Origin of the sequence: Domibacillus indicus, from assembly GCF_023715895.1 — a bacterium.
Taxonomy (GTDB): Bacteria; Bacillota; Bacilli; order Bacillales; family Domibacillaceae; genus Domibacillus; species Domibacillus indicus_A.
The window spans coordinates 27,894-53,257 of the sequence record NZ_JAMBOO010000029.1 but is presented as its reverse complement, the minus strand read 5'-3'; the positions used below and the strand labels follow the sequence as shown (position 1 = coordinate 53,257).

Genomic DNA, 25,364 nt, shown 5'->3' with positions numbered 1-25,364 from the left:
TAAAGGCTTTTTCACCCGCAAGAACTTCTTTCCAAACGATTTTCTTTTCGCCATTGTACGCTTTTTCAACCGCTGCATCTAAAACGCGTGAAGCAGCTGCCCAAATATCAGGACCAATTCCATCGCCCTCAATATAGGGAATAATAGGGTTGTTTGGGACGTTCAACACGCCGTTCGTTACAGTAATTTTCTCACCTTGTGTCATGACTAATTTCTCCTTCATATTATATTTTTTTGCAAATTAATTATAGTGGGAAAAAAATGAGTTTTCATTCCTCCACATCTACAGGTATGTATTGGAAATTCGGGCTAGATAATCTTTTAATCTAAAACTAAATGCAAATAGATACTAAGTTCGATAAAACAGTGAAGAACTTTTGATCCCTACCTACTGTAAATGATTTAAAAAAATAAGTACAATAGCGTTTTTCTTTATTGACCATTTAATTTTTCGGTTTCTAAAAAATAGGCTCTGTTAAAATTTAATGTTGATAATTGGATAAAACAAAGGGGACTCAATTTCCAATGGTTTCCTATTTTTATGCTGCAACTAACGCTCTCCGTTAGTTTAAGTGTACACACTCAAAAACTTTAATATTTCATTCTTAATCTAATGGGAACCGAATTACTTGAAATACCATTTTAAAGCATTTGTATACAAGATTTTATCCGCAGCTTTTTCATCAAATAGATGCTGAATCAATTCAATATCTCCATATTCAAAAGGTCTTTTCGCTCTTGTTGATGGCAAATCTGTGCCAAACATAAGTGCATCAGGATTTGTTTCATATATGGATTTTAAAGCGTTTTCAACATTTAGTTCCACACGCCCAAAACCTGTTGCTTTTACGTGTATACCTTTATCAACTAATTTTAACAAATGCGTTAGTCCTTCTTCTGACAATCCTAAATGGTCAATTGAAATAGCAGGTAATTTTTCAATAGTCGATGCAATTTCAGGTAACTCTTTTGCATCAATATAAAGTTCACTATGCCACCCAGCCAAATCATAAACTCTTCTAGCAAAGTAATCGAGCTTTGATAAATCTTCTGAACCACCTCGTTTGATATTAAATCGTAATGCTCTTACCCCATTGTTATGTAAGCTTACAATTTCATCATCCGTCACAGTAAAGGGCAATTGCGTAACGCCACAGAATGCTGGACCCATTTGTTTAAGTGCCTTCAATAAGTATTCTTGGTCAAATCCTTGAAAAGACCCAGACACAATCGCTCCACCTAATACATTCAAATCAGCGGTTTCATTTTGATAATCTGTTACAACATAGCTCGGTGGTGTATATCCTTGGTTTTCGATAATCGGAAAATCAAAATCAATAATATGAAAATGTGCATCAAAAATTCTCATTATAATCCCCCCTTTCTTTTCTTTAACATATCAAATAAGATACATAAGGGGAATTATGAATTATTAATGAAAACTCATAACTATATCTTATTGATTTAAACTGCTCCGATAGTTCAATAAGGATTACGCATTAATTTTTGATAAGCGCAAGCTATGACATGTTTCTGTCATTTCAAATACGATCGGGCAGGTTAGTTTAATAAGAAATCGAATACTTAAATAACGGTTTCTCTAGATAGGTGGGAAAAATATGCTTGATAAATTCAGAAGGTTATTTAAGAAGGATGAACAAAATAAGCTTTATGACAAGTACATTCTAATTCCAAAAAGTGAAATAAACAAAGAGTTAAAAAGAAAGATAATTGAATTAGAAAAGTTAGGAGAAGAATGTAGTAAAGTTCTCCAAAGAAAGTATGAAAATGTATTCGAAATTCAGGGAAAAAACAATCTAATAATTTGGATTGGCAGGGATATTGATGGAGATGAAATAAAGGGCTTAACTTCCGAAAAATGTCTAGAAAAAGAGTATCGTTCTCAAATAGCGATAGATTATGATGGTCCAAAATTTGATGATGATTTTTATGCAGATACAATTGGATTGTGGTATTACTTTGGTGGTTACTCTAAAGGTTCAGGCACACTATATGATTTATCAAAAAATGACCTAGAAACAGATATTGAGGAAGCTTTAAAAACACTGCTTAAATGAATCGATTTAAAGGGGTTCCTTGTTCAACTAACGGGGTGCTTTGTTTAATATCTCGGCTGTCATTTCGGCAGCCTTTTCTTATTCAGCTAACAACGGGGCAGGGTTGTTGAGGGAGGGGAATGTTTTTTTGTGGTAAAGTAATGTAAGGAATTGGTTATTAGTTTGGGGGGACATAATGGCATTCGATTCCTTAGTTTTTTCTATTATCCTTTGGATTGTTGGTCTATTTATTTTGTATATAGTAATTTTAACAGCAGTAAAGGATGGTATTAACAAGTCAGTGATTGGTCAATTTATTGAAAAGAAGTATGGGACTGAAGAGGATAAAAAGTCTTTTCTGGATAGTGATTTGGATAATGACAAATAAAGAAATCACTAAGTAAAGCAGGTTTTAATTCAATAATAAGACTGTCAATAGACAGTCTTTTTTATTTATGTAAGTGTCAAAACTTATGAGTTATGACATGGTTTCTTGTTCAAATAACGGGGTGCAAGAGTTTAAGAACAGGCTGCTGTTCCAGCCGGTCTTTTTTTCCTCACTAAAGAGCAGATTAGTAAAACAAAAGGAAATAAAGTAAGCTGAATAGTTATAATGTAGGAATGGAATAAGAGGTGTTATTTTCAAAAATGATACAGCAGATTAATTTGTTAAAGTCTAAAGGAATCCTTGTTACCAAACTGATAAGCAAAAAAGAAGATTTACGGAAACAGTGGGAAGAAGCATTCGCCAAGCACCTTAGCAAATCCCAAAAAGGAAAAATTTATTTTTATCAGCACTTATGGCATGTATTTAGCTATAATAAACTTTCTTGTTTAGAAGAACAAAAAGCAAGGGATGCATTTAATAAGGTTAAGAAAAATGGTTGTTATATTTTTTACCGTGACAATCAAAGTGTATTATTGCTTGAAAACGCCAAAAGTCTAAAGGCAGAAGACATATTAAAAGATGTTGACGATTATTTAGAAGATATTTATGTAGTTGATACAGATTTTACATGGACATATGTTTTTACTCATGAAGAATATTGTGGACCATACTTTTATCAGTCAAAGGAGGAATAGCAAATCCTTCTTATTCAAGTAATGGGGGCAAGAATTTAAGAACCGGCTGGAACAGCAGCCGGTCTTTTTCTTCCTCAACTAAAGGAGCAGATTAATTTAACAAGATATAGAATTATTATTAATGAGTAAAGGGGGGAGTCGGTTGTCGCATAAACACCTTAAAGACAAATTTAAGAAGACATTGCAAGTAGTCGGAAAGATAATTAATGAATGGGACCCTATGGGCTTGCTGGCTCTTGATTGCCCAGATGACGAATACGAATTTGAAATTCATCGAATTGCATCGGCAGCTCTTCAAGTGAATAATGCTGAAGAATTAGCTGAAAGAATCAATAAAGCTTTCGAAGATGACTATAAAAAATCTAAAGATTGCTTAATGATTGCTGATAAAATTTTAAAAGAGCTATTGAATTAACGAAGCAGGTTAATGGAAAAGGGATTTAAAACACAATCATACTTAAATTTCAGTTTTTGAAAAATTTGAGTTCGGACTGGAAAGGCTTTTTGTAAGCTCCCAGAACTATCAATAATATTACGGATTGTTTGGCGGCAAAAAGGAAAGAGGAAAACATATTTCTCCGTAACTTTATGGGTATATATGGATATACAAAAAGGTGCGCTCTAACTGAGTGCACCTTTTGTTTTATGAATTGTATATTTCTCTGTTTATATTCACAAAATCTTTATGTGATAATTCAACTTCTTTTTTTCCTGCAAGGAGCTCTGCAAACCGTTCCATGGACTTATCTCGTAGTAATGGTGCTTTTTCTTTGTTTGCCTTTTTCAATGCTTTCGTTAGTTCATCTTTTGTTAGCTCTGTGCAGTAAGCAGGAGTTCCGGGCTGTTGTCTCCAAGAATCACTTAAAGAACCACTATCTACTGTGTCGAAGCCTAGCTCGTTTGCTACATCCATAATTACTTGTTTTTGTGATAGGTCATTACCAGCAATTGTTATGGCAATTCTTTCACTAGGACTTTCGGAGGTTCCTTCATTTTCTAAAGTATGGGCTAATAAATTGTTGAAAGCTTTAATGATAGGTCTGCCTAATTGATTTGAAACCCAAACACTTTCAACCATCCCGTTCTCGATTTCTTCAATTTTGCCGTCTCTATAAGGATAATAATTTGAAGTATCTACAATGATTACTTCCTCCCCGACTTGATTGATAATGTTCCGAATGCTCGGCAGTGCTTTTATAGGGAGAGATATTATAAGAACTTCAATATTTTTAATTGCATCCTCTACACTCACAGGCGTTCCAGCAAGCTCTTTTCCTTCTAAACGTTCAATTCCTCGAGCATCTGCAATTTTGACATCATGTCCATTCTCAACTAATTTTTTAGAAATAATTGTCCCTATTGTTCCTGCACCTATAATTCCAAATCTCATTATTATTCCTCCTAAAGAATTTGTCTATCAAAGAATTAAACTGCTTAAAGTTACACAATCATATGTTTACCAAACCACATACATATATTCATTAGATATTAAAAACGTATTGAGTATTTCTGTTACATATACTAGAATAAAATCATTTCTCATCTTTTTGAAGTAGGCAATTAAAATTGACATAGTACATTTTTATGTACTTAACAGTAGGAAGCAGGTGAAAAGGTGTCTAGAATATGTAAGGATGGATTTGACAAAGAGTGTATAAAGGAACACAGGGAAGTATATGGCATTGCTTATACCCAAAACATACTCTCCGGACGTTGGAAATATCTCATTCTTTGGTTTTTAAAGTCCAAAGAGCGTCGGTATAGTGAAATCAAAGCTTTTTTATGGGATATTTCACAAGGTTCTCTTACAAAACAGTTGAGAGAATTAGAAACAGATGGATTAATTAAACGAGAGGTTTTTCCTGAGGTACCGCCACGTGTTGAATATTCATTAACAACTAAAGGGCATGAATTTATCCCAATAATTGATATGATGGAGAATTTCGGCAAAAAATTCGGAGAGAAACCTGAGTGAAATAATAAGATAATATTTTTTATTAATTGAGCCAACATTGTGCAGTGTTGTACTTAAATTAACGAGGGCAAGAGTAGAAGATCAATGGGTGTCGATGTGGGCAGCCTTTTCTTATTACGCTAACGGGCAGATAGTGGAAGAGGGATTGGAGACGATGAAAATAAAATAAGCCAAAATAATTATAGATAAAATTTCATCTAGATGAATTCATCCCAAAATAATGTGTTGGGTTTCTTGATATAAGTTGACAGCTAAATTTCACCATGATATATTTAGTCCGCTAAATATATTTTGACTAGTAGGGGTTTATCTATGAACAATAAGGTTGGATGCGATATTCGTGAGTCGTTAGATAAAGTTTCATCCCAAATGCGTCGAGATTATAGCGAAAGCCTAAGAGAACTTAATCTTCATGTAGGCCAGGATAAACTACTCGCTCGTTTGTGGTTAGGCGATGGAATAACACAAATGCAGCTATGTGAACATTTAAAATGCGAACCGCCTACGGTAACAAATATGGTTAAATCGCTGGAGCAAAATGGGTTCATATACCGTAAACGTGATGAACAAGATGCAAGGGTTATGCGGATTTTTCTAACAGACAAAGGCAAAGAATTAGAGAAACCGGTTGATTTCAAATGGAAGCAGCAACAGGAAAAATTACTGCATTCCATTTCACCGGAAGATCTCTTACTGTTAAGGAAACTAATGAAGCAAATGGAGAAAAACTTATTTTAAGTTTTCTCTACGTTTATAATTAGCAGGCTAAATAATTATTTAGTGCCATAAACATTAAATACTTCTATGTTGTTTATTTACTGAGAAAAGGATTATGGGAACCAATGAAGGCGATGTGTCCAGCCGAAACAATGATAGCAGTATGGCTAAAACGCATTTGCTTCATTTAAGAGGAGAATATTTTTCTAAAGACGTACATTGAATAATAGCCGTTCTCCACAAGGAAGCCCTGTTATTTCGAAAGCGGGAACCAGACATTGCACTAGCCTTTTACAACGAAGACGTACTTAATCCCAAAGGATATGAGTATTACACGCGAAAACTTAGTAAGAAAATCAAAAGAAGAACTGTCCTTGCTGGGTGATCACCAGCAGATTAGTTAGTAAGCTAAATATTATTCAATTTTCTCTCGCCTACTGAAATTTAATTAGTAAAACTTACCTCATGGTCTTTTGGTTACTTGGAGCTTATTTAAAATAAAGGAGAAGAGATACATGAAAAAAAGAAAAGAGATGCAACTAGCACTACAAATGGTTTCTGGGTACGGGGCCGAATTCAGCGCTTGGAGAATGCCTGGCACCGACCCAGCTGCTTACACAAATACGGACAGTTATGTGGAGCGGGCTAAATTAGCTGAAAAAGGAAAATTTCAAATGATCTTCATCGCGGATACTCCTGCATTATCCAATGACTTAGGTCCTCAGACTCCTATGTTCCCTATGGATCCTATATTAGCACTAATGGCTGTAGCCAGAGAAACGAAACATATTGGGCTTGTTGCTACCCTTTCAACGACATTCAATTATCCATATAATATAGCACGTCAGTTCAAAGCACTGGACGTTATAAGTCATGGACGTGTAGGATGGAATGCGGTCACCACATCCGATCCATTAGCGGCGGCAAATTTTGGTGCTCAGATTGCCAGTCGCAAAGAACGATATGGCATGGCTCATGAATCCATACAAATTGTTCAAGCGTTGTGGGGGAGTTGGGAATCAGACGCTTGGACGTTAGATGTAGAAGGAGGAAAATTTGCCGACATGAACAAAATTCGGCCTATAAATCTTGAAGGGCAGTATTATGCATCTCGTGGCCCCTTGCCAATCCCCCCCTCTGAGCAAGGCCAGCCCGTTATTTTCCAAGCAGGGGGAGGGAGTGAAGGGTTGGAATTGGCGGGTAGGTACGCATCTGGTGTCTATGCAAATCCTTATGATATAGAGTCTGCTCGTGAACACAGGCAAGCGCTTCGACAAAGTGCTGCTCGTTTTGGCAGAAATCCCGATGACATCAAGATGTATGCAGGTTTTATGTTTTCCCTAGGCTCAACTGAAGAAGAAGCTTTAGAACGGCGAAGACAGCTTATGAGTTTTAATCCTGAGGAGATTCCAAGCAGGGTAAGATACCTTGGTTCTATGGTTGGTTTACCACTATCGGTGCACTCGGTAGATATTGATCAACCTTTATCAGCTGACATGTTGAAAAAGGCATATGCCAACCCAATGGATCCACGTTCCCCCAGAGCTTTAAAACTGCTGAAACAAGGGCTGTCCATTCGAGATGTTCTTGCCCATGGGGTCATTAACTATCATCCGGTAGTTGCAGGTACCCCCGTACAAGTTGCTGACTTTTTGGAAGAATGGTTTTTGGCCGGTGCATGTGACGGCTTCTCCGTTGTTCCGGATATAGCCTATGATGGAGTGGCTGATTTTGTGGATCTGGTTGTCCCGATTTTGCAGGACCGCGGTTTGTTCCACAAGGAATATGAAGGAAAAACACTGCGCGAGAATATGGGAGTGCCTTACCAATACGGAAGTGCTAAATATTAAAATAATTAATAGAGGAGAGGATTCAAATGAATAATACCCTTGAAGTGCTTCATAATCATACATCCATTCGGTCTTTCACAGATCAACCACTGACAGAGGAACAACGGGAGGCAATCTTTAAGGCAGCTAATCAAACTTCGTCTTTCAGCCTTCTACAGGCCGTTTCCATCATTAGAATTACAGATCCAGATCTTCGAAAAAAGGTGATGCAGCTCTCTGCCAATCAGCCTTATATTGAAGAAGCAGCAGAGTTTTGGATTTTTTGTGCAGATTTTAACCGGAATCATCAAATTGCCCCGGATGTTGACCTTGACTATATTGAATTTCTTTTAATCGGTTCATTCGATGCTGGGCTGATGGCTCAAAATGCGTTAACTGCAGCTGAATCAATGGGACTCGGTGGTGTATATATCGGTGGAGTAAGGCTTAATATTGCAGAATTAACTGAGGTATTACATTTACCAAAGTATGTGGTTCCTTTAGTCGGTCTATGCATAGGTTATCCTGCTGGAGAGAAACCTGAACTAAAACCACGTTTGCCCCAATCGATGGTCATGTTTGATAATCAGTATCAGCCACTCGATGAAGAAAAATTAGCAGCTTATGACCAACAGATGCGTGAATATTACCAAGATCGTCCTGTAAAAGCGCCTTTCACAGTGAAGAAAGTAAAGGGATGGAAAGACCATATTGAGGATCATCTTGAAAGAAGCAAACAGCCCTTCATGCTCGAGTATTTAAACAAACAAGGATTTGCCAAAAAATAAACGGTTATTACTTACATTGATTTATAAGGAGATATAGAAATGAAGAAGCAATACAATACGCGTGCCATCCTGGCATCGCTGCTTATCTGTGGTTTTGTCGGCATGTTTAGCGAGACCGCTTTAAACATCGCAATGACTAATTTAATGGACGTGTTCCAAATTTCGGCCGCAACCGCACAGTGGTTAACAACCGGTTTCCTGCTGACTCTTGGTATTTTAATGCCAATAAGCGGGCTGCTGCTGCAGAGGTTTACAACGAGACAGCTGTTCACAGGTTCGCTCATCAGCTTAATCATGGGTACACTCATTGCGGCGCTCGCGTTTAATTTTGAGATGTTGATGGTCGCTCGCGTTTTACAGGCGGCAGGCATGGCATTATTGCTGCCGCTCATGTTCAATACGATTCTTGTCATCTACCCGCCGGAAAAGCGGGGGGCGGCGATGGGCTTCGTTGGACTTGTGATCATGTTTGCCCCAGCAACCGGCCCGACCATAGGCGGTCTATTAATCGAGTACTTAACATGGCATTATATCTTCTGGTTCTCGCTACCGTTCCTAATTATTGGGTTGTTGGTAGGACTGAAGTACTTGGAAAATGTCACCGATGTTACAAAGCCCCGGATCGATCTGCTGTCTGTCGCATTGTCAACGATCGGCTTTGGAGGAGTTGTCTTCGGCTTCAGTAAGGCAGGCGAAGGATCTGAAGGCTGGGGCAGCGCAGTTGTGGTCACTTCAATCATTGTTGGGCTCGTCGCGCTGGTGCTGTTCATACTGCGGCAGAACTCTATGCGCGATCCGATGATGAATCTGAGCGTTTTCAAGTACCCAATGTACGTCGTTGGGCTGCTCCTGGTACTGTCGTGTATGTTGATCATTATGTCGAGCATGATTATCCTGCCGATGTTTCTGCAGACGGGTGCAGGACTGTCTGTGTTCACTGCGGGACTCATGCTTTTGCCGGGCAGCGCGCTGAACGGTATCCTCTCCCCGCGTATGGGGAGCTTGTTCGATAAATATGGGCCGAAATGGCTCGTTATTCCCGGACTCGTGATGGTTGCAGTCATGTTATGGTTCTTTACTGCCCTGTCTCCTGCTTCTTCAGTGGCCTTTATCGTGGCTCTGCATATCGGGCTCATGGTGGGGGTAGGCATGATATGGATGCCTGCTCAAACGAACGGGCTAAATCAATTGCCGCCGGAGTTATACCCGCACGGCACGGCAGTCATGAACACACTGCAGCAGGTCGTAGGCGCGATTGGAACAGCGGTCGCTATCAGTATCCTTACGGGCGGTATGGAGAAATACTTGCACGGCTCCTCCGCTCCGGCCAAACAGGCTGAAATTGCAAACGCGATGACGGCTGGATCACAAAACGTGTTCCTGTTCACGATGATCATAGCACTGATTGGCTTGGTCATAGCGCTCTTTATCCGTCGCGTCGTAGTCAGCCGCGAGGCGGTGCATTCGACACATTGATGTCACTGAGATTACTCCGTTAATGAAAAAGAGAATGTTTACCTCATTGAAGTTAACGACAATGAGTACACTATTCTTATAAAAAAAAGAAAAGTAATCAAATTAAAAACAGCCAAGAAGATTCTTGGCTGTAAGAGACTATTTTCTTTTATTAAATTGTATTTCTAGTTTGACCAAATCGAAATAATAATATACGAAACAATGGGAGAGGGATTATAAAATTCTTCTCCTATTTTCGTTAATTGAATTAAATAGTCTTCATTCTACAATGGCGACATTCACGAAGAAAAACTATATTTTTACTGAGCTCTTAAAATGAGCATTTCTGCAATTATTGCAACGGCACTTTTAATATCAGGACATTCTTGAATGTTATAGATTACACTTAGATCAATATCCTATCCTGTTTTGTTTCCATGTTGCTCACCTCACTCGAATGATCGTATCACTTAATCGAGCAGGAATGATAAAGCAATTTGTTCTAATTTTTCTGCTAAGAAACTCTAAAGAAAGAAGCTAAAAAACCTTATTGTGTCAGGATTTTTAAGTCTAAAAGCAATATAAATAAATTTTTATATTAATATATTTATATAAAATAATTAAAATAAAAGGATCTTTCTACAAGCCGATTTCCTTGCTTATTTGGTTATCTCTCTATAGTTAATCGAAAATACTTAAATTCTGCCTGGCTATCCAATATGGAAAATAAGGATGATCAACAAATGAAGTTAAGTGTCCAAAAGATACAAAGCATACATTTTTACTGTCATTGTATATTATCCCGTTTTTTCAGACATGCTACTATTCTTTCGTCCTAGCATCCTAACTTCTAAGAATTAAAATTTATGCATCAGCCGGGTTCCCCGCCTGTCTGCTTTTATTTTTTTCAAAACTTCTAACAGCTTCTTAAAAAATTCCCTTGCCCTATCATTAAAACTCAAACACTACTATGTATTCATAAATTATATAAGTATTACGTATTGCATAAAAAAGAAACGAAAGAAATCCTTTAGCAATAAATTTTATTGGTCTACAAGCTAAAGCATCCAAACGAGGATGCTTTTTTTGTTCTAGCACATGCCTATCAAGCTAACACTGATGAAGAGCCATTTCTGTAAGACAGCTACGCTGCAAAAGAAAGACAGGCCACCTAAACCTTAAACCGGTTAAATCTTATTGAAAAAGTTCTGCCAAACTTACTTCATTATTGTGACGGCGTGTAAATGGTTTTATATACGATCGCGCAAGATGCAGAAAAAGTTCAAGGAATATTTTACACACTGTCTAATGGTATGAGTTTATACGATCCATATAATGAATTCAAAGGATTACTATACTTTCAAAAATAGGAGGCTTTGCAATGGAATTAACACAAACAGCTCAAATGATAAAGAACTATATTGGTGGAAAGTGGATAGAGTCAACAAGCAAGCAAATAGAAGAAGTGCCAAACCCAGCAACTGGAGAAATCATTGCTCGTGTGCCTATTTCTACTCGAGAGGAGTTAGACCACGCTGTTTCGGCTGCTAAAGAAGCATTTAAGAAGTGGAGAAAAGTTGCTGTACCTCGTCGGGCACGCATTTTATTCCGCTATCAGCAGCTATTGGTCGAGAATTGGGAAGAGCTGGCGAAAATCGTTACATTAGAAAATGGAAAAAGCTATAACGAAGCATACGGCGAAGTACAGCGAGGGATTGAATGTGTGGAATTTGCGGCTGGCGCACCAACATTAATGATGGGAGAACAGCTTCCTGATATTGCTACAGGCGTTGAGTCAGGCATGTATCGTTATCCCATTGGAGTCATTGGCGGCATCACCCCTTTTAATTTCCCTATGATGGTTCCGTGCTGGATGTTCCCGCTGGCCATTGCATGTGGAAACACGTTTGTATTGAAGCCATCTGAAAGAACACCATTGCTGGCTAATCGTTTAGCGGAGCTGTTTAAAGAAGCAGGGCTTCCAGATGGGGTACTGAACATTGTCCATGGGGCTCACGATGTCGTGAATGGCATTTTAGAAAATGAGGATATCAAAGCAGTATCTTTTGTAGGTTCTCAGCCTGTAGCTGAGTATGTTTATAAAAAAGCAGCAGCGAATGGCAAGCGAGTGCAGGCCTTAGCGGGAGCAAAAAATCATTCCATCGTTATGCCTGATGCAGATTTAGATAATGCCGTAACCAATATTACAGGTGCAGCTTTTGGATCTGCAGGCGAACGCTGTATGGCGGCTGCAGTCGTGGTGGCAGTTGGAGACGTTGCGGATAAATTAATCGACCGGCTTAAACAAGCAGCTGATGAAATTAAAATAGGAAACGGGATGGATAAAGGTGTATTCCTTGGACCTGTTATCCGTGAATCACATAAAGAACGTACCCTTGGTTACATTGAAAGCGGCCAAGCGGAAGGTGCTTCCCTCATTCGAGATGGAAGAAATGATGCAGGGAATGAGCAGGGCTACTTTGTCGGACCGACGATTTTTGACAACGTGCAGCCTGGAATGAAAATCTGGCAGGATGAAATTTTTGCTCCGGTGCTGTCCATTGTCCGGGTGGAAAGCTTAGAGGAAGCGATTGAACTGACAAATAAGTCTGAGTTCGCAAACGGTGCATGTTTGTATACAGACAGTGCGAAAGCGATTCGTGAATTCCGTGAAGAAATAGATGCAGGCATGCTGGGCGTTAATCTTGGCGTTCCTGCTCCGATGGCGTTCTTTCCATTCTCAGGGTACAAGAAATCCTTCTACGGCGATCTTCATGCAAATGGAAAAGACGGAGTGGCATTCTATACCCGCAAGAAAATGCTTACGGCCCGCTATTAAAAAATGGATATAAAACTATAAAAGAATAGAATGGAGCTGATGATCATGCAAGTGACAGAACAAACACAAAACTTACAAAAACAGATGAACAGTATCTCTGGCATGCCATGCGGGGAGCGGCGCCTAATCCGGCAAATATAATTGCCACCGGAGCAGAAGGAGCATGGGTGACGGATATAGACGGCAACCGTTATTTAGACGGAATGTCCGGCCTGTGGTGTGTAAATGTCGGGTATGGCCGGAAAGAGCTTGCCGAAGCAGCTTTTAAACAGCTTCAGGAAATGCCATATTTTCCTTTAACACAAAGTCATGTTCCGGCTATTAAGTTAGCAGAAAAATTGAATGAATGGCTGGGCGGAGATTACGTTATTTTCTTTTCTAATAGTGGATCGGAAGCGAATGAAACAGCGTTTAAGATTGCCCGTCAATATCACCAGCAAAAAGGGGAGCATGGACGTTATAAGTTTATCTCACGCTACCGCGCTTATCATGGCAACTCGATGGGGCTCTCGCAGCAACAGGCCAGGCACAGCGAAAATACAAATATGAGCCGCTGGGCCAAGGGTTTCTGCACGTAGCGCCGCCGGATACGTACCGCAACCCAGAGGATGTCCAGACACTGGCTAGCGCCGATGACATTGATCGTGTCATGACATGGGAGTTAAGCGACACCATTGCGGGTGTGATTATGGAGCCGATTATTACAGGGGGCGAGATCTTAATGCCTCCTGATGGATACATGAAAAAAGTAAAAGAAATTTGTGAGCAACACGGTGCGCTGCTTATTTGTGATGAAGTTATATGTGGATTTGGCCGGACAGGGAAACCGTTCGGATTTATGAACTATGACGTGAAGCCAGATATTATTACAATGGCAAAAGGTATTACCAGTGCTTATCTTCCTTTGTCAGCAACTGCTGTTAAAAGAGAGATTTATGAGGCTTATACAGGCACGGGTGATTATGACCGCTTCCGCCATGTAAACACATTTGGAGGAAATCCGGCTGCCTGCGCACTGGCTTTAAAGAATTTAGAAATCATGGAGAATGAGAAACTCATTGAACGCTCTAAAGAGTTAGGTAAACGTCTTCTGCAGGAGCTGGAAGTAATCAAAGAGCATCCAAACGTAGGAGATGTTCGCGGGAAAGGTCTTCTCCTGGGCATTGAACTAGTAGAAGATAAGCAGACAAAAGAACCGGCTGCCATTGAGAAAATGAACAAAGTTATCGATTTGTGTAAAGAAAAAGGCTTGCTTATCGGAAAGAATGGAGACACTGTCGCAGGGAATAATAATGTTTTGCAGCTTTCTCCTCCATTGAGTATTACAGAAGATGATTTTGCTTTTATTGTGGAAGCGTTAAAAGAAAGCATACTTCAATTGTAATGAATTAGCCATGAACCATATGCTAATGAATGGGCTTTGATCATAATTGGACAAAACGATCGGCCTGCCCGTCGTTTTGTCGTTTTCTGGAATTCATTAATGTAAAAATAATAAATATGAATGTTTAACACTGTGTCTAGTGGCTATTTTTTGCATGTCCATTATATTTAGATAAATAAAGGAACTACTCAGCTATTGCATGTGGACACTCAAGAGAAAACAACGGTACTTTTTATGGATATAATTTCCTTAAATCCAGTATTTTTGTACAAAATGAGTAGTTGTGAAACTTATTTCGATCGGCCACCCGCAGGCGGATGGAACCCGCATGATGTGGTGATTAAAGATGAGAGCATCAAATCAGCCGTTAATGCGAAAGTGAAAGCTAATCCGAAAAACGAGGGTCATATTGCAGTGACGATGCCGGGTACAGTCATCAAGGTCATCCTTGAAAAAGGAGATAAAGTGAAGCGCGGGGATCATCTCATGATTACCGAAGCGATGAAAATGGAGACAACGGTACAGGCATCATTTGATGAAACTGTCAAAGCTGTCCGTTGTCCATGTACAAAACGGCGAAGCTATTTCTACGGGCGATCTTCTTGTGGGGCTTGAGAAATAAAAAGCAACGATTTTCTGGGGGTACTACCCTATAGAGTGAGACAAACAAAAACACCTTTAAGTTGAAAAACGGGTATGTAAATACCTAAAAAGCCAGCTTGGAGGTGTTTTTCTTTATGGGTACAAGAGTCAGCTGCCCAGCGGAAGTAAAAATAAAGGTTGTAAAAATGAGTCTTGCCCATTTTCACATTGTCAATTCTACTCTATTCAGGTATGAACATTGTGTCTAATTTATTTTGTCAGAATATTTGATATATTTTTATTATGATTTTTAAGGATCATCGTGTTACTGGAGAATTCAAAAAAACAGACAGGAAAAATTGCTTTTTCAAAGGGGGATGTTATATGAAAGTGAAAATTGGGTTAGCACAATTTCAGCCGGTGTTATATGACAAAGAAGCAAATTTAGAAAAAATGATTCAATTTATCAAAGAAGCATCTGAGCAGGGATGCGACATTGTATTGTTTCCAGAAATGGCGACAACCGGTTATTTTACTCGTGAGAAAACAGCAGAGCTTGCTGAAGAAGCAGGCGGCAAAAGTATTCAAATATTAAAGCAGTCAGCACGTGAGCGTGGAGTCATAGTTATTGCTGGATTTCCAGAAAAGAAAGATGGACAATTATTTAATTCTGCGGCCATTATTGATCAGGACGGCGTGCTGTTAGGCACTTATCAAAAAGTTCATTTGTGGGATGAAGAATATAAATATTTTTCAGCAGGAAGCTCCTTTCCCGTTTGGAATACGGAATTTGGCACAATCGGCGTCATGATTTGCTACGATACAGAATTTCCAGAAACGGCGCGAAGCCTGGCTGATAAAGGAGCAGAAATGATTTTAGCCCCAACGGCTAATATGAAACCGCTTGAACACTTTCAAAATATTTACATTCAAAGCCGGGCTGCTGAGAATCAAGTGTTCGTGGCGACAACCAATCGAATTGGTGTGGAGGAAACGACTCACTTTTTTGGTGAAAGCGCCGCTGCCAGCCCGTTTGGGAAGCTGCTTGTAAAAGGCTCTGGAGATGAGCAGCTTTATATAACGGAATTGGATTTAGCCCAGATTGAAGAAGCCAGGTCCTCTTTTTTCTATTTAAAAGACCGCCGGCCGGATTTATATATACCGGAAGCAGCGGGAAGGGAGAGGCTATAAATGAATAGTACCTTCGCAGGATATGGAATCATTTTAGGATTTACGGTTATTCTTATTTTAATATCTCTTATCATCAGCCGGAATGAGTCTTCTAAGCGTGTAGATGAAATGCTTACGGCTGGGCGCAGCGTTCCGTTTGGCCTGGTGGCTGCAAGTGTCTGTGTCGCCTGGATTTGGACAGGAACGATTATGGCCTCAGCAGAAGCAGGTGTATGGTACGGTGTAAACGGAGGCTTTAACTATGCGTGGGGAGCGGTTGTCCCATTTATGATTTTTATTCCGATTGCTTTGCGGCTTCGTAACATTATGCCGCGGACTACGACGTTTATTGAATTTATTCGGGAACGGTTTGACAGCCGGCTCGCAAATATTTACTTAGTCTTTGGTATTGCTCTTGTCTTGTATGTATGTGTCATGCAGGCGGTCGGCATTGCGTATGCATTTGAATATACGTTTCATTTAAACTATAAGGTAGTGGCTCTTTTATCCGCCATTTTATTTTCTGGTTTTATTGCCATTGCTGGTTTAAAAGGCTCTATTTACAATTCCGTATTTCAATTTTTTATGATTATGATTGTAATCTTTATTACGATGCCGTTGATTGTGAAAGCGGTCGGACTTGAAAACATGTATTACGGTATGCTGGATGCGGTAACGAATACCGATCATCCACAGCATAATCCGGATGCTTTAAACTTTTTTGGACCGGCTGGGTGGCGCTATGGCTTGTCGGCTGTTGTAATTGCGATGGGACAAGTTGTCCTGAGCCAGGGATATTACTCCACTGCCGCCGCTGCATCCAGCTCAAAAGGATTGTTCTGGGCATATATGATTGGAACGATTATTGCTTGGCTGCCTATTCCGATCATTTTTGGGAATGTGATTGGCGGAAGCGTTTATTTCCTTCAATTAACCCCTGAAGATTTAGGTGTATCAACGGGTGTAGCGCCTTATATATTTGAGCATTTTCTTGGAAGTTTTGGCGCGGTCGTCTTTGTTATTATGATTTTTATGGCGGGATTAACTACTGGAGGAAATGGGCTCGCAGGTGTACAGGCGATGTTGACATTAGACTTTTATAAGCGGTATGTGAATAAGAAAGCTGATGAAAGAAAACAAATGCGCTTTGGCCGCCTCGTGACGTTTGCTGCCGGTATTGTTATCGGTATTGCCGCTATGTTCTTAGACGGCATGTCTCTTTTAAAAATTGACATTTTCAGCGGTATTTTATTTGCAGCACCGACCGCTTCACTCATTATCGGACTTTGGTCAAAAAGGTTAAACAGCACCATTGCCATTTGCTCAATGATGGTCGGTTTGGCCGGCGGCTTATCTGCGTACTTTATGATTGATAATCCGGATTTAAATTGGTTTATCGGCAACATCTTATCGCTTGCATTGCCATTTCTTGTCATCTTAATCGGTTTACCGTTTTCAAGAAAGCAGTATGATTTTGCTCCGTTGAAAGAGTATGAGCCAGAGCATGAAATCCAGAAGATATAAGAGGGGAGACGGATCACATGTCGCTTGAGGTGTTTAAACTATTTTACGGATTTTTGTTTGTCTGGTGCGCCGCAGGCATGCTGTTTATTGCCGCTGCCTGCATAAAAGATATCTTTTTTCGTAGGCCGGCTGTAGCCGAGAAAAATCCCGAGCAGCCAGAGAAAAACCAAGAACTTACATCTTGATATAAGAAGAAACGCCCTGGACATTCGTCTGGGGCGTTTTTCACAGTACATCATGCTGAAAAGAGGGCTCTTGAGACATTTGGCCGGTCTGCCACTTATAAGCTTGCACAGCAGCTTCTAAAGCAAGCCGATTAACAGGCTCCATAAAGTTCTCACCAAGCAGTGATTCTAATTTTGAGAGCCGGTGATAAAGAGTCTGGCGGACGATAAATAATTTTTGGGCTGCTTCTTTTTTGGAGCCGCCGCATTCTAAATATACGGCTAACGTCTCCAGCAGGCTGCCATTTGTTTTGGTGTCATACTCAAGTACAGGGAAAAGATAGTCATGCACATACCGATCAAGCAGTCCGCTTTTCTGCAACCCAAAAAGCAGCCGGTAAATGCCTAACTTTTCATAAAAAGGGCTGACTGTAATGCCGGATCGCTGTAGCTCCAGACTTTCTTTTGATTCATCATAGGCTTCCTTCGTTTTAGAAAGGTGCGTAAAAACACTGCTCACACCAATACAGACAGGAGAAGAAATAAAGGCTTTCATCTGGCTGATCGTTTCTGTAATGCGGCTGAATTTATCATAAGTGCCCGTTTCAGACGGTCTAAAAAAAGCAAGCACGGCGATTTCATGATTACTTGTAGAAAGAGCCGGTATACATCCATGCTTTTGAAACAAAGAGCGGATTTGCATTGTCTGCTGAAGTTTCCATTCTTCCCAATCCGTTTTATTGGACTGGCTGGCATTCAACTGAATCACACATACACGATAATGCATTTGATGAACCGCTGCCGATACATACGTGCTCAAATGTTCCGCCCGGACTTCTTTCCCCTGCAAAAGACTGCGCACAAGCTCATCTTCTGCATGCTGTTTTCGTTCCTCAAGTGTTTGCGTGCGAAGCAAAATTTGTGAAACAGCCAGTCCAGCACGATCAAGAACGAGTAGGAAAAAATCATCATAGAAGGAATCGCTGATTTGCAGGCAAAGATACCCCCGAACCTGCTCAAACACTTGAACAGGCTTTACCGCATACACTGTTCCGTTTACGGTAAGAAGACGGCCAGACAGTCCATCCGGCTGCTCGCTGTACAGCATCGCTCGCAGAACGGCTTCCTGGTCTTTTGTATCAGCCGGGCAGTAAAAGGATTTGCTTCCTTCAGAAAGAAAGAAAACCGGCTGCTGAAAATAACCATACATCTCCTGCAGGATTTTAAAGATGCCATTCGGTGCCAGGGAAAGACGCATAAACCGGCTCGATAAATGATCCAGATCAGACAGCATCCGCTGATGGCGGTTAATGAGCATCGTATGCAAGTCATGGGTGATATCAACGAACTTAACCGTTTTCTCAAATACAATAATTGGGAAATGATGCTGGTCAGCAAATGATAACACTTCTGATGGAAGACTAGTTACGGAAGAGCCAAACTCAATACACAAGCCGGCTGCTTGTTTAGCAATAAGTCTGCTTATATAGTCAAGTTGCGTCAATATATCGTCAGGAAAACTAATGCCTGTTGTTAAAATCAGCTCGCCGCCATTAATGAGCATATCAAAGTCTTTTACTTCTAAAATATGGGACCACTTGATCGGGCGATGCAGCCCTTTTGTTCCGGCAAGAAGCCTGGCATTGCGAAAAGTCTCCCGCTTTAAAATTTCATTGATCGTCAATTCAATTTTTTTCATACGGCTGCCTCCAATTCGTCCACTTTAGCAGGTTAATTATTTTACACTATGTCACATGAAAATTATTCGAATAATTTGTAAATTAAAGTATGACAGAAATTCAATCAGCATTCATCCATTTATGTAAGATTTTCTGCCAATCTGTTTTTTTTCAAAGAGACAATGTGTCAAATGAAACGGAAAAGAACTTTTCTGGCGATATCAAGATAAAGGAGCGATAAACATGAAAACAGCAAAAACAGATGTATCGTCACTGATTGAAAAAGACCGGGCGAATGTTTGGCATCATATTTCTCCTTATATTGAAGAAAAACCGCCTATGGTCATTCAAAGCGGTCAGGGTGCCTGGATTACAGATCACCAGGGGGACCGTTATTTAGATGGGATGTCAGGGCTTTGGTGCGTCAATGTTGGTTATGGCAGGGAAGAGCTGGCGAAAGCCGCATATGACCAAATGCTAGAAATGGCGTATGTACCCATGACACAAAGTCATGTTCCGGCTATTGAACTGGCCGAAAAGCTGAATGAGCTGCTGGGCGGAGGATATATGATTTTTTACTCCAACAGCGGTTCCGATGCAAATGAAGTAGCGTTTAAGCTTGCCCGCCAGTTTCATCAGCAAAATGGAGAGCCGTCCCGGTTTAAATTCTTATCACGGCACCGGGCTTATCACGGCAGTTCAATGGGTGCCCTGTCCGCTACAGGACAGGCGCTTCGCAAATTTAAATATGAACCGCTTGCACCTGGCTTTTTGCATGTTTCGCCGCCGGATTCTTACCGCCGGCCAGCCGGGATGTCTGTTGAAGACTATAATATCATGCGGGCAGAAGAATTTGAGCAAAAAATCATCTGGGAGCAGAAAGAAACAATTGCAGGTATTATTATGGAACCGCTTATTACAGGCGGAGGCATTTTAACACCGCACCCGGTTTACATGGAAAAGGTACAGGAAATCTGCCGTAAATACGGTATTTTGCTTATTATCGATGAAGTGATCTGCGGCTTTGGCCGGACCGGCAAATATTTTGGACATCAGCATTTCGGCATAAAGCCGGATATCATCACCATGGCGAAAGGGCTGACGAGTGCTTATCTGCCGCTTTCGGTTACGGCTGTGCGTAAAGATATTTATGAAACGTTTAAAAACAGTGCTGAAAACAGCCACTTCCGCCATATCAATACGTTCGGCGGCAATCCGGCTGCCTGCGCCGTCGCACTGAAAAACCTGGAGATTATTGAGCGGGAGCGCTTGGTGGAACGTTCTGAACTTCTTGGCGCCCGCCTGCAAACAGAACTGGCGGAGCTGAAGGAACATCCGCACGTCGGCGATATTCGCGGGCTCGGGTTTTTGCTCGGGATTGAGATGGTTGAAAACAAAGAAACAAAAGAGCCCGCATCAGCTGAGCGGGTTGCCAGCTTGATCGCTGCCTGTAAAAAAGAAGGATTGATTATTGGCAAGAACGGAGATACGGTAGAAGGATCCAATAACGTGCTGACATTGAGTCCGCCGCTGTCCTGCACAGACGAGGATGTAGATTTTATCATTTTTGTACTCAAAAAAGTATTTACAGAACTATAATACGGTTTAAGCCCCTATTCTTTTAAAAAAGATAGGGGTTTTCTGCTTATGTAAAAGAGGTTTTTGAGTGGGGGGAAAGCGGCTGCACAAAAAAAGAAAAAGCAAAGGGGATGGAGGGAAAAATAAAAAGCAGGACAAAAAGGGGGTGTAGTGCTTCCGCTTTCTTAAACTAAAACTCTTACTTTGTATGGCGGTTGGCGACTCCGTATGCGGCGATCGAATCCGGCTTAATCTTTGGCTCCAGCCCTGCAGACTGCATTCTGGAAACCATCTCTTTTATAAAGATCCTCGTTTTATTTTGCTGCTCCGATCCAATATCAATATGCCCTTCTATCGTGAAAGATGAGCCTTTATAAATGTAAGGCAGAACAATATCAATCATCTGCATTTTATGTTCCTCAGTAAATAAGCTGGCGATTTCTTCTGTAAGCGATGTTTCAGTAGAGATTTTTTCATACAAATTTTCGTATCTTCGTGGATAGCGGATTTTTCGCAGAAAAGCCCATGCCCCTTTTCCTTTGCGGTGAATCACAATGACAGTGGCAAAAACGGTTTCGTTTCCATGAACCTGCGAATCGGAACCGATCATAAGCCGATATTTTCCGCCAGGGTCCTGGCTCATAAACCAGAGAATTTGATGAAATACATCTTCAAAGGTAAGTCCTTTTTGATTGATTGTCCTGAATCGTAAATCCGGTTGATGGGAAGAAGGAAAAGAATGATTCATATCAAGACAGCTCCTCTTTATAGTAATATATGCAAATGAAGCGAGGCCCGGTTCACCATGGTTGTCCTGTTTTTTTTATGATTGCAGCCTGGATTTTATAAAAGGCTTTTGTAATGCTTATGCAGGAAACGGGAAAAAAATTATTTTTAATAAAGAGAATCAAACCAAGAAGGCTTTTTTTCTTAAAAGAAGAAAAAAAGGGGGATGCAAGCAGTTTTTTACTTTGTGTGAAAGTATTCACTTAGATTTAATTTTTTTAAAAAACACAATGTACATAACCTTGCGTCTTCTTTGTGTAAAAATGATAATCATTATCAAAGAGCAAAACATCATACATATTAGCAACAGAGAGGAAGTTATTTGCCATGTTGAAGTGGATGAAAACAGGTTCTGTAAAAGGAGCCGGTCTGCTTTTAGCCATTGCTTTTCTATTAGCCTTGTCGGGCTGCAGCAGTACACAAAAAGCAGCAGATTCCGAAAACGCCCAAAGCGCTGGCCAAACAGAAAGCGGGAATACCAAAACGATCACCCATGAGATGGGGGAAACGGAAATCGAGGGTACACCTAAGAAAGTTGTAGCGCTTGAATTATCGTTTGTAGATTCATTGAATGCACTTGGCATAGATGCCGCTGGGATCGCAGACGATGAAAAGAAAGAGATGATTGCAAAGCTTGTTGGGAAAGAAACAGACTATACATCTGTAGGAACACGTGAGCAGCCGAACCTGGAAGTGATCAGCTCTCTTCAGCCGGATTTGATTATTGCAGATGCAGAACGCCATAAAAATGTATATGAAGACTTGCAGAAAATTGCTCCAACGATTGTACTGAAAAGCCGTGAATCCACATACCAGGAAAACCTGGATGCTTTTAATACGATTGCCCAGGCGGTCGGAAAAGAAGAGGAAGCCAAAACGAGACTGGCTGAACATGAAAAAACGATTGAAGAAACAAAAGCAAAGCTGAAAGCAGATCCAAACGCGACGATTTTGCCTGCTGTTGTTCGGGATACATCATTCCAGGCACATACATCTTCTTCTTATGACGGTGAACTTCTTGAGCACCTTGGATTCAAAAATGCGATCCAGCAGGAAGAGCCTTATGCTGAAATGAATTTAGAGCAGCTTGTAGAAATTGATCCGGATATTTTACTTTTAGCCAATAATGATGGCAAGCTCATTACGGATGAATGGAAAAACAATCCGCTCTGGAAAAACTTAAAAGCAGTTAAAAATGGACAAGTGTATGACGTGGACCGTGACTTGTGGACAAGATTCCGCGGAGTTGCCTCTGCCGAAGCGATTGGTGCCGATATGCTGAAAATGCTTGGTGAAAACAAATAAAACAAAAAAGGAAGTAAGGAAACGTCTCCTTGCTTCCTTTTCTGTTTAAATCTTGTCAGGAAGTGTTGGGAACGAAATGAACAGAGCATCAAAACAAAAAGTAACGACATATCTTACCGCTTTAATTGGAACCATTTTATTATTAATAGGCATCGTTCTTAGCATTTCAGTAGGCGCTGCCGATATAAAAGCGCAGACTGTTCTTCATTCTTTTATCCATTGGGATGAATCAAAAGAACAGGTGATTATTCGGACGCTGCGCCTGCCGCGGGCGGTGATTGGCGTTCTCGTGGGAGCCAGTCTCGCTGTTGCTGGAGCCCTCATGCAGGCGATTACGAAAAATGCACTGGCTTCTCCGCAAGTGTTTGGCGTAAATGCCGGAGCATCCTTGTTTGTCGTTTCGTCACTCGTTCTTTTTCCGGGTCTTTCTTCTGCTTCTCTCGTATATGCGGCGTTTTTAGGAGCAGCCTTGGGAGGCGTGATTGTATACTCTTTCGCTTCAGGCGGCGGAATGACACCGGTTAAACTTGCACTGGCCGGAATGGCCGTTCACTTTTTTCTGTCTTCCTTAACACAGGGAGTCGTTCTTTTTAGTGATCAGGGCAAGGATGCTCTCTACTGGATGGTCGGCGCAATAAACGGAAAAAGCTGGACGCATGTAGAATTGATTCTTCCATGGTCACTTGGCGGATTGATTTTAGCTGCCGCGCTTTCCAGGTCGATCTCTATTCTTGTGTTAGGAGAAAGCCTGGCACAGGGCCTTGGACAAAAAGTGACACAAATTCGAATTCTGGCGGGACTGCTGGTGATTGTGCTGGCAGGAGCATCTGTTGCAGTGGCAGGACCGGTCGGTTTTGTCGGCTTGATTGTCCCTCACATTGTAAAAAAACTCGTTGGCGGGGATTATCGAAGAATCATTCCGTTTTCGGCTCTGTTTGGCGCACTTCTTGTTGTGTATGCGGATATTCTTTCCCGTTTTATTGCGTATCCGTTTGAATCACCGGTTGGAATTGTGACCGCCTTGATCGGAGCTCCGTTCTTCCTATACTTAGCCAAGCAGGGAAGGGGCATTAAACAATGAGAATAACCGAACAAACAACATTGAATAAAAAAAGACGCCCTCTGGTATTGCTTTTCATTTTGACAGTATTGCTGTTGCTTTTATCGGCTGTCAGTCTTGGAGTAGGGGCCGTTTATATTTCACCGCTAGATATTATGGCGGATTTAGCGGGAACCGGCGCTTCCAGCCATGCCTTTATTCTTCACGAGTACCGCCTGCCCCGGCTGTATATTGCCATGATCGCTGGAGCAGGACTGGCGATGGCCGGTGCGGTTCTGCAGGGAATATTGCGAAACCCGCTTGCGTCACCGGATGTGATTGGTGTCACAAAAGGGGCCGGACTGGCTGCAGTGATTGTGATTGTCCTGTTTCCAGAATCACCTGTTTTTTGGCTGCCCGTTTCGGCTTTTCTCGGAGCGGCGGCGGCCGCAGCCGCTTTAATGCTATTTGCGCATAAAAACGGTGTGAAGCCAGCCACATTGGCGCTCATCGGGATTGCGCTCGGTGCTATTTTCCAGGCGGGTATTGAATATTTTATGATTAAGTTTCCTGATGACGTAAACAGCACCCTTCTATGGCTGGCGGGAAGCTTGTGGGGAAGAGGCTGGGAGCAGGTTTGGATGCTGCTTCCAAGCGTGCCGTTTGGGATGGCACTCTGGCTGCTGTCTGCAAAACTGGATATATTAAACCTTGGCGATGACCTGGCAACGGGTTTGGGGCAAAAAACAAAGCAGCTGCGATATGTGCTGCTCAGCCTCTCTGTTATCATTATCGGAATGTGTGTGGCGGCTATTGGATCAATCGGATTTATTGGATTGATCGCGCCTCACGTAGCAAGAAAGCTCACCGGTTCCCGGCATAAATTTTTGCTGCCGGTTTCTGCTTTAATAGGCGCGTTGTTTTTGCTGGCAGCAGACAGTTTAGGAAGAGGCTTATTTCCTCCTATTGAAATACCGGCCGGCATTGTAACAGCCGTCATCGGTGCCCCTTATTTTCTTTATTTGCTGCGGCGTGAAGGGAAGAAGGCGTAAGAAAATCCTCGAAAGTAAAACGTCAATCGCCCATTTACGCCTGGGCGATTGGGTGATAAAAAAGAAACATATGTAAAAAGGGCCCTAAACAAACAGATCTCTGTTTGTTTAGGGCCCTTTTTTTTAGATATATATCTTCAACAAAACCATACCTGATCAAAGCACACAAATCCTTCGCTATTTATTGCATTTATCATAAATTACGTTTTTCATAATATATCCATTAAATACAAATATTTAATGAATTTAATAAAACAGTTCCTAATTCCTATAAAAACCATGTTTACTCATGGAGAGGAAAGGTATGTACAGACTAAACCTAAAAATAAAATAGCTCAACAACCTCCCAATATGTCAA

At 41.0% G+C, this 25,364-nt stretch carries 22 protein-coding genes and 2 pseudogenes; 18 read left to right on the top strand and 6 right to left on the bottom strand.

Annotation, left to right across the window (positions count from 1 at the left end):
- Both M3221_RS22535 and M3221_RS22530 read right to left on the bottom strand, forming a co-directional pair.
- Positions 1–205, bottom strand: a 205-nt coding sequence (locus tag M3221_RS22535; protein ID WP_251273994.1) for an isocitrate/isopropylmalate family dehydrogenase, incomplete at its 3' end; no start/stop codon positions are given.
- Between the two features lie 420 nt (positions 206–625).
- The gene (locus M3221_RS22530) at positions 626–1,369 is read right to left on the bottom strand and encodes an amidohydrolase family protein (protein ID WP_251273992.1); all 744 of its coding nucleotides are present in this window, start codon (positions 1,367–1,369) and stop codon (positions 626–628) included.
- A gap of 250 nt (positions 1,370–1,619) precedes the next feature.
- Here M3221_RS22530 and M3221_RS22525 point away from each other — a divergent pair, with 250 nt between their 5' ends.
- From M3221_RS22525 to M3221_RS22510, 4 genes are all read left to right on the top strand, one after another.
- The gene (locus tag M3221_RS22525; protein WP_251273985.1) at positions 1,620–2,078 is read left to right on the top strand and encodes a hypothetical protein; all 459 of its coding nucleotides are present in this window, start codon (positions 1,620–1,622) and stop codon (positions 2,076–2,078) included.
- Positions 2,079–2,253: 175 nt separating this feature from the next.
- Positions 2,254–2,445, top strand: a complete 192-nt coding sequence (locus M3221_RS22520; RefSeq protein ID WP_251273981.1) for a hypothetical protein — start codon at positions 2,254–2,256, stop codon at positions 2,443–2,445.
- Positions 2,446–2,705: 260 nt separating this feature from the next.
- Positions 2,706–3,140 carry a DUF4275 family protein gene (locus M3221_RS22515; RefSeq protein ID WP_251273974.1) on the top strand — a complete coding sequence of 145 codons (435 nt, stop codon included), beginning with the start codon at positions 2,706–2,708 and terminating at the stop codon, positions 3,138–3,140.
- 142 nt (positions 3,141–3,282) lie between these two features.
- Positions 3,283–3,555, top strand: a complete 273-nt coding sequence (locus M3221_RS22510; protein WP_251273972.1) for a DUF1871 family protein — start codon at positions 3,283–3,285, stop codon at positions 3,553–3,555.
- A gap of 228 nt (positions 3,556–3,783) precedes the next feature.
- On the opposite strand, the gene M3221_RS22505 is transcribed toward M3221_RS22510, so the two are convergent.
- Positions 3,784–4,530 carry an NADPH-dependent F420 reductase gene (locus M3221_RS22505; protein WP_251273970.1) on the bottom strand — a complete coding sequence of 249 codons (747 nt, stop codon included), beginning with the start codon at positions 4,528–4,530 and terminating at the stop codon, positions 3,784–3,786.
- 225 nt (positions 4,531–4,755) lie between these two features.
- Between M3221_RS22505 and M3221_RS22500 the strand changes: the two genes are divergently transcribed.
- From M3221_RS22500 to M3221_RS22455, 10 genes and pseudogenes are all read left to right on the top strand, one after another.
- The gene (locus M3221_RS22500; RefSeq protein WP_251273968.1) at positions 4,756–5,115 is read left to right on the top strand and encodes a winged helix-turn-helix transcriptional regulator; all 360 of its coding nucleotides are present in this window, start codon (positions 4,756–4,758) and stop codon (positions 5,113–5,115) included.
- A gap of 312 nt (positions 5,116–5,427) precedes the next feature.
- Positions 5,428–5,853: a MarR family winged helix-turn-helix transcriptional regulator gene (locus tag M3221_RS22495; protein ID WP_251273966.1), complete on the top strand. Its 426-nt coding sequence runs from the start codon at positions 5,428–5,430 to the stop codon at positions 5,851–5,853.
- A 494-nt stretch (positions 5,854–6,347) separates the two neighbouring features.
- Positions 6,348–7,682, top strand: a complete 1,335-nt coding sequence (locus tag M3221_RS22490; protein WP_251273964.1) for an NtaA/DmoA family FMN-dependent monooxygenase — start codon at positions 6,348–6,350, stop codon at positions 7,680–7,682.
- A gap of 26 nt (positions 7,683–7,708) precedes the next feature.
- On the top strand, positions 7,709–8,449 hold the full coding sequence (gene nfsA / locus M3221_RS22485; protein ID WP_251273957.1) for an oxygen-insensitive NADPH nitroreductase: 741 nt from the start codon (positions 7,709–7,711) through the stop codon (positions 8,447–8,449).
- A gap of 39 nt (positions 8,450–8,488) precedes the next feature.
- Complete coding sequence (locus tag M3221_RS22480) at positions 8,489–9,925, top strand: DHA2 family efflux MFS transporter permease subunit (protein ID WP_251273955.1); 1,437 nt, start codon at positions 8,489–8,491, stop codon at positions 9,923–9,925.
- Positions 9,926–11,285: 1,360 nt separating this feature from the next.
- Complete coding sequence (locus M3221_RS22475; RefSeq protein ID WP_251273952.1) at positions 11,286–12,743, top strand: CoA-acylating methylmalonate-semialdehyde dehydrogenase; 1,458 nt, start codon at positions 11,286–11,288, stop codon at positions 12,741–12,743.
- Between the two features lie 30 nt (positions 12,744–12,773).
- A pseudogene (locus tag M3221_RS22470) lies at positions 12,774–14,127 on the top strand (aminotransferase).
- Positions 14,128–14,404: 277 nt separating this feature from the next.
- Positions 14,405–14,749: pseudogene (locus M3221_RS22465) on the top strand (biotin/lipoyl-containing protein); the annotation flags it as partial.
- A 344-nt stretch (positions 14,750–15,093) separates the two neighbouring features.
- A complete protein-coding gene (locus tag M3221_RS22460; protein ID WP_251273948.1) occupies positions 15,094–15,900 on the top strand; it encodes a carbon-nitrogen hydrolase family protein in 807 nt (268 codons plus the stop codon).
- Positions 15,901–17,403: a sodium:solute symporter family transporter gene (locus tag M3221_RS22455; protein ID WP_251273946.1), complete on the top strand. Its 1,503-nt coding sequence runs from the start codon at positions 15,901–15,903 to the stop codon at positions 17,401–17,403.
- A 38-nt stretch (positions 17,404–17,441) separates the two neighbouring features.
- Here M3221_RS22455 and M3221_RS26410 read toward each other — a convergent pair whose 3' ends face one another.
- Positions 17,442–17,573 (bottom strand): hypothetical protein, encoded by a 132-nt coding sequence (locus M3221_RS26410; protein WP_285881855.1) that lies wholly within the window; start codon positions 17,571–17,573, stop codon positions 17,442–17,444.
- A 55-nt stretch (positions 17,574–17,628) separates the two neighbouring features.
- On the bottom strand, positions 17,629–19,266 hold the full coding sequence (locus M3221_RS22450) for a PucR family transcriptional regulator (RefSeq protein WP_251273944.1): 1,638 nt from the start codon (positions 19,264–19,266) through the stop codon (positions 17,629–17,631).
- Between the two features lie 223 nt (positions 19,267–19,489).
- Here M3221_RS22450 and M3221_RS22445 point away from each other — a divergent pair, with 223 nt between their 5' ends.
- Positions 19,490–20,845, top strand: coding sequence for an aspartate aminotransferase family protein (locus M3221_RS22445; protein WP_251273942.1), 1,356 nt, complete (start codon positions 19,490–19,492; stop codon positions 20,843–20,845).
- A 178-nt stretch (positions 20,846–21,023) separates the two neighbouring features.
- Here M3221_RS22445 and M3221_RS22440 read toward each other — a convergent pair whose 3' ends face one another.
- On the bottom strand, positions 21,024–21,572 hold the full coding sequence (locus M3221_RS22440) for a ribonuclease H-like YkuK family protein (RefSeq protein WP_251273933.1): 549 nt from the start codon (positions 21,570–21,572) through the stop codon (positions 21,024–21,026).
- 365 nt (positions 21,573–21,937) lie between these two features.
- Between M3221_RS22440 and M3221_RS22435 the strand changes: the two genes are divergently transcribed.
- The 3 genes from M3221_RS22435 to M3221_RS22425 all read left to right on the top strand — a co-directional run bounded on the left by M3221_RS22435 (position 21,938) and on the right by M3221_RS22425 (position 25,006).
- Positions 21,938–22,915 carry an ABC transporter substrate-binding protein gene (locus tag M3221_RS22435; protein ID WP_396395287.1) on the top strand — a complete coding sequence of 326 codons (978 nt, stop codon included), beginning with the start codon at positions 21,938–21,940 and terminating at the stop codon, positions 22,913–22,915.
- 76 nt (positions 22,916–22,991) lie between these two features.
- Positions 22,992–23,996, top strand: a complete 1,005-nt coding sequence (locus tag M3221_RS22430; RefSeq protein WP_251273931.1) for a FecCD family ABC transporter permease — start codon at positions 22,992–22,994, stop codon at positions 23,994–23,996.
- A complete protein-coding gene (locus M3221_RS22425) occupies positions 23,993–25,006 on the top strand; it encodes a FecCD family ABC transporter permease (protein ID WP_251273929.1) in 1,014 nt (337 codons plus the stop codon). The genes M3221_RS22430 and M3221_RS22425 overlap by 4 nt, the downstream gene beginning before the upstream one ends.
- The last annotated feature ends 358 nt before the right edge of the window (positions 25,007–25,364 follow it).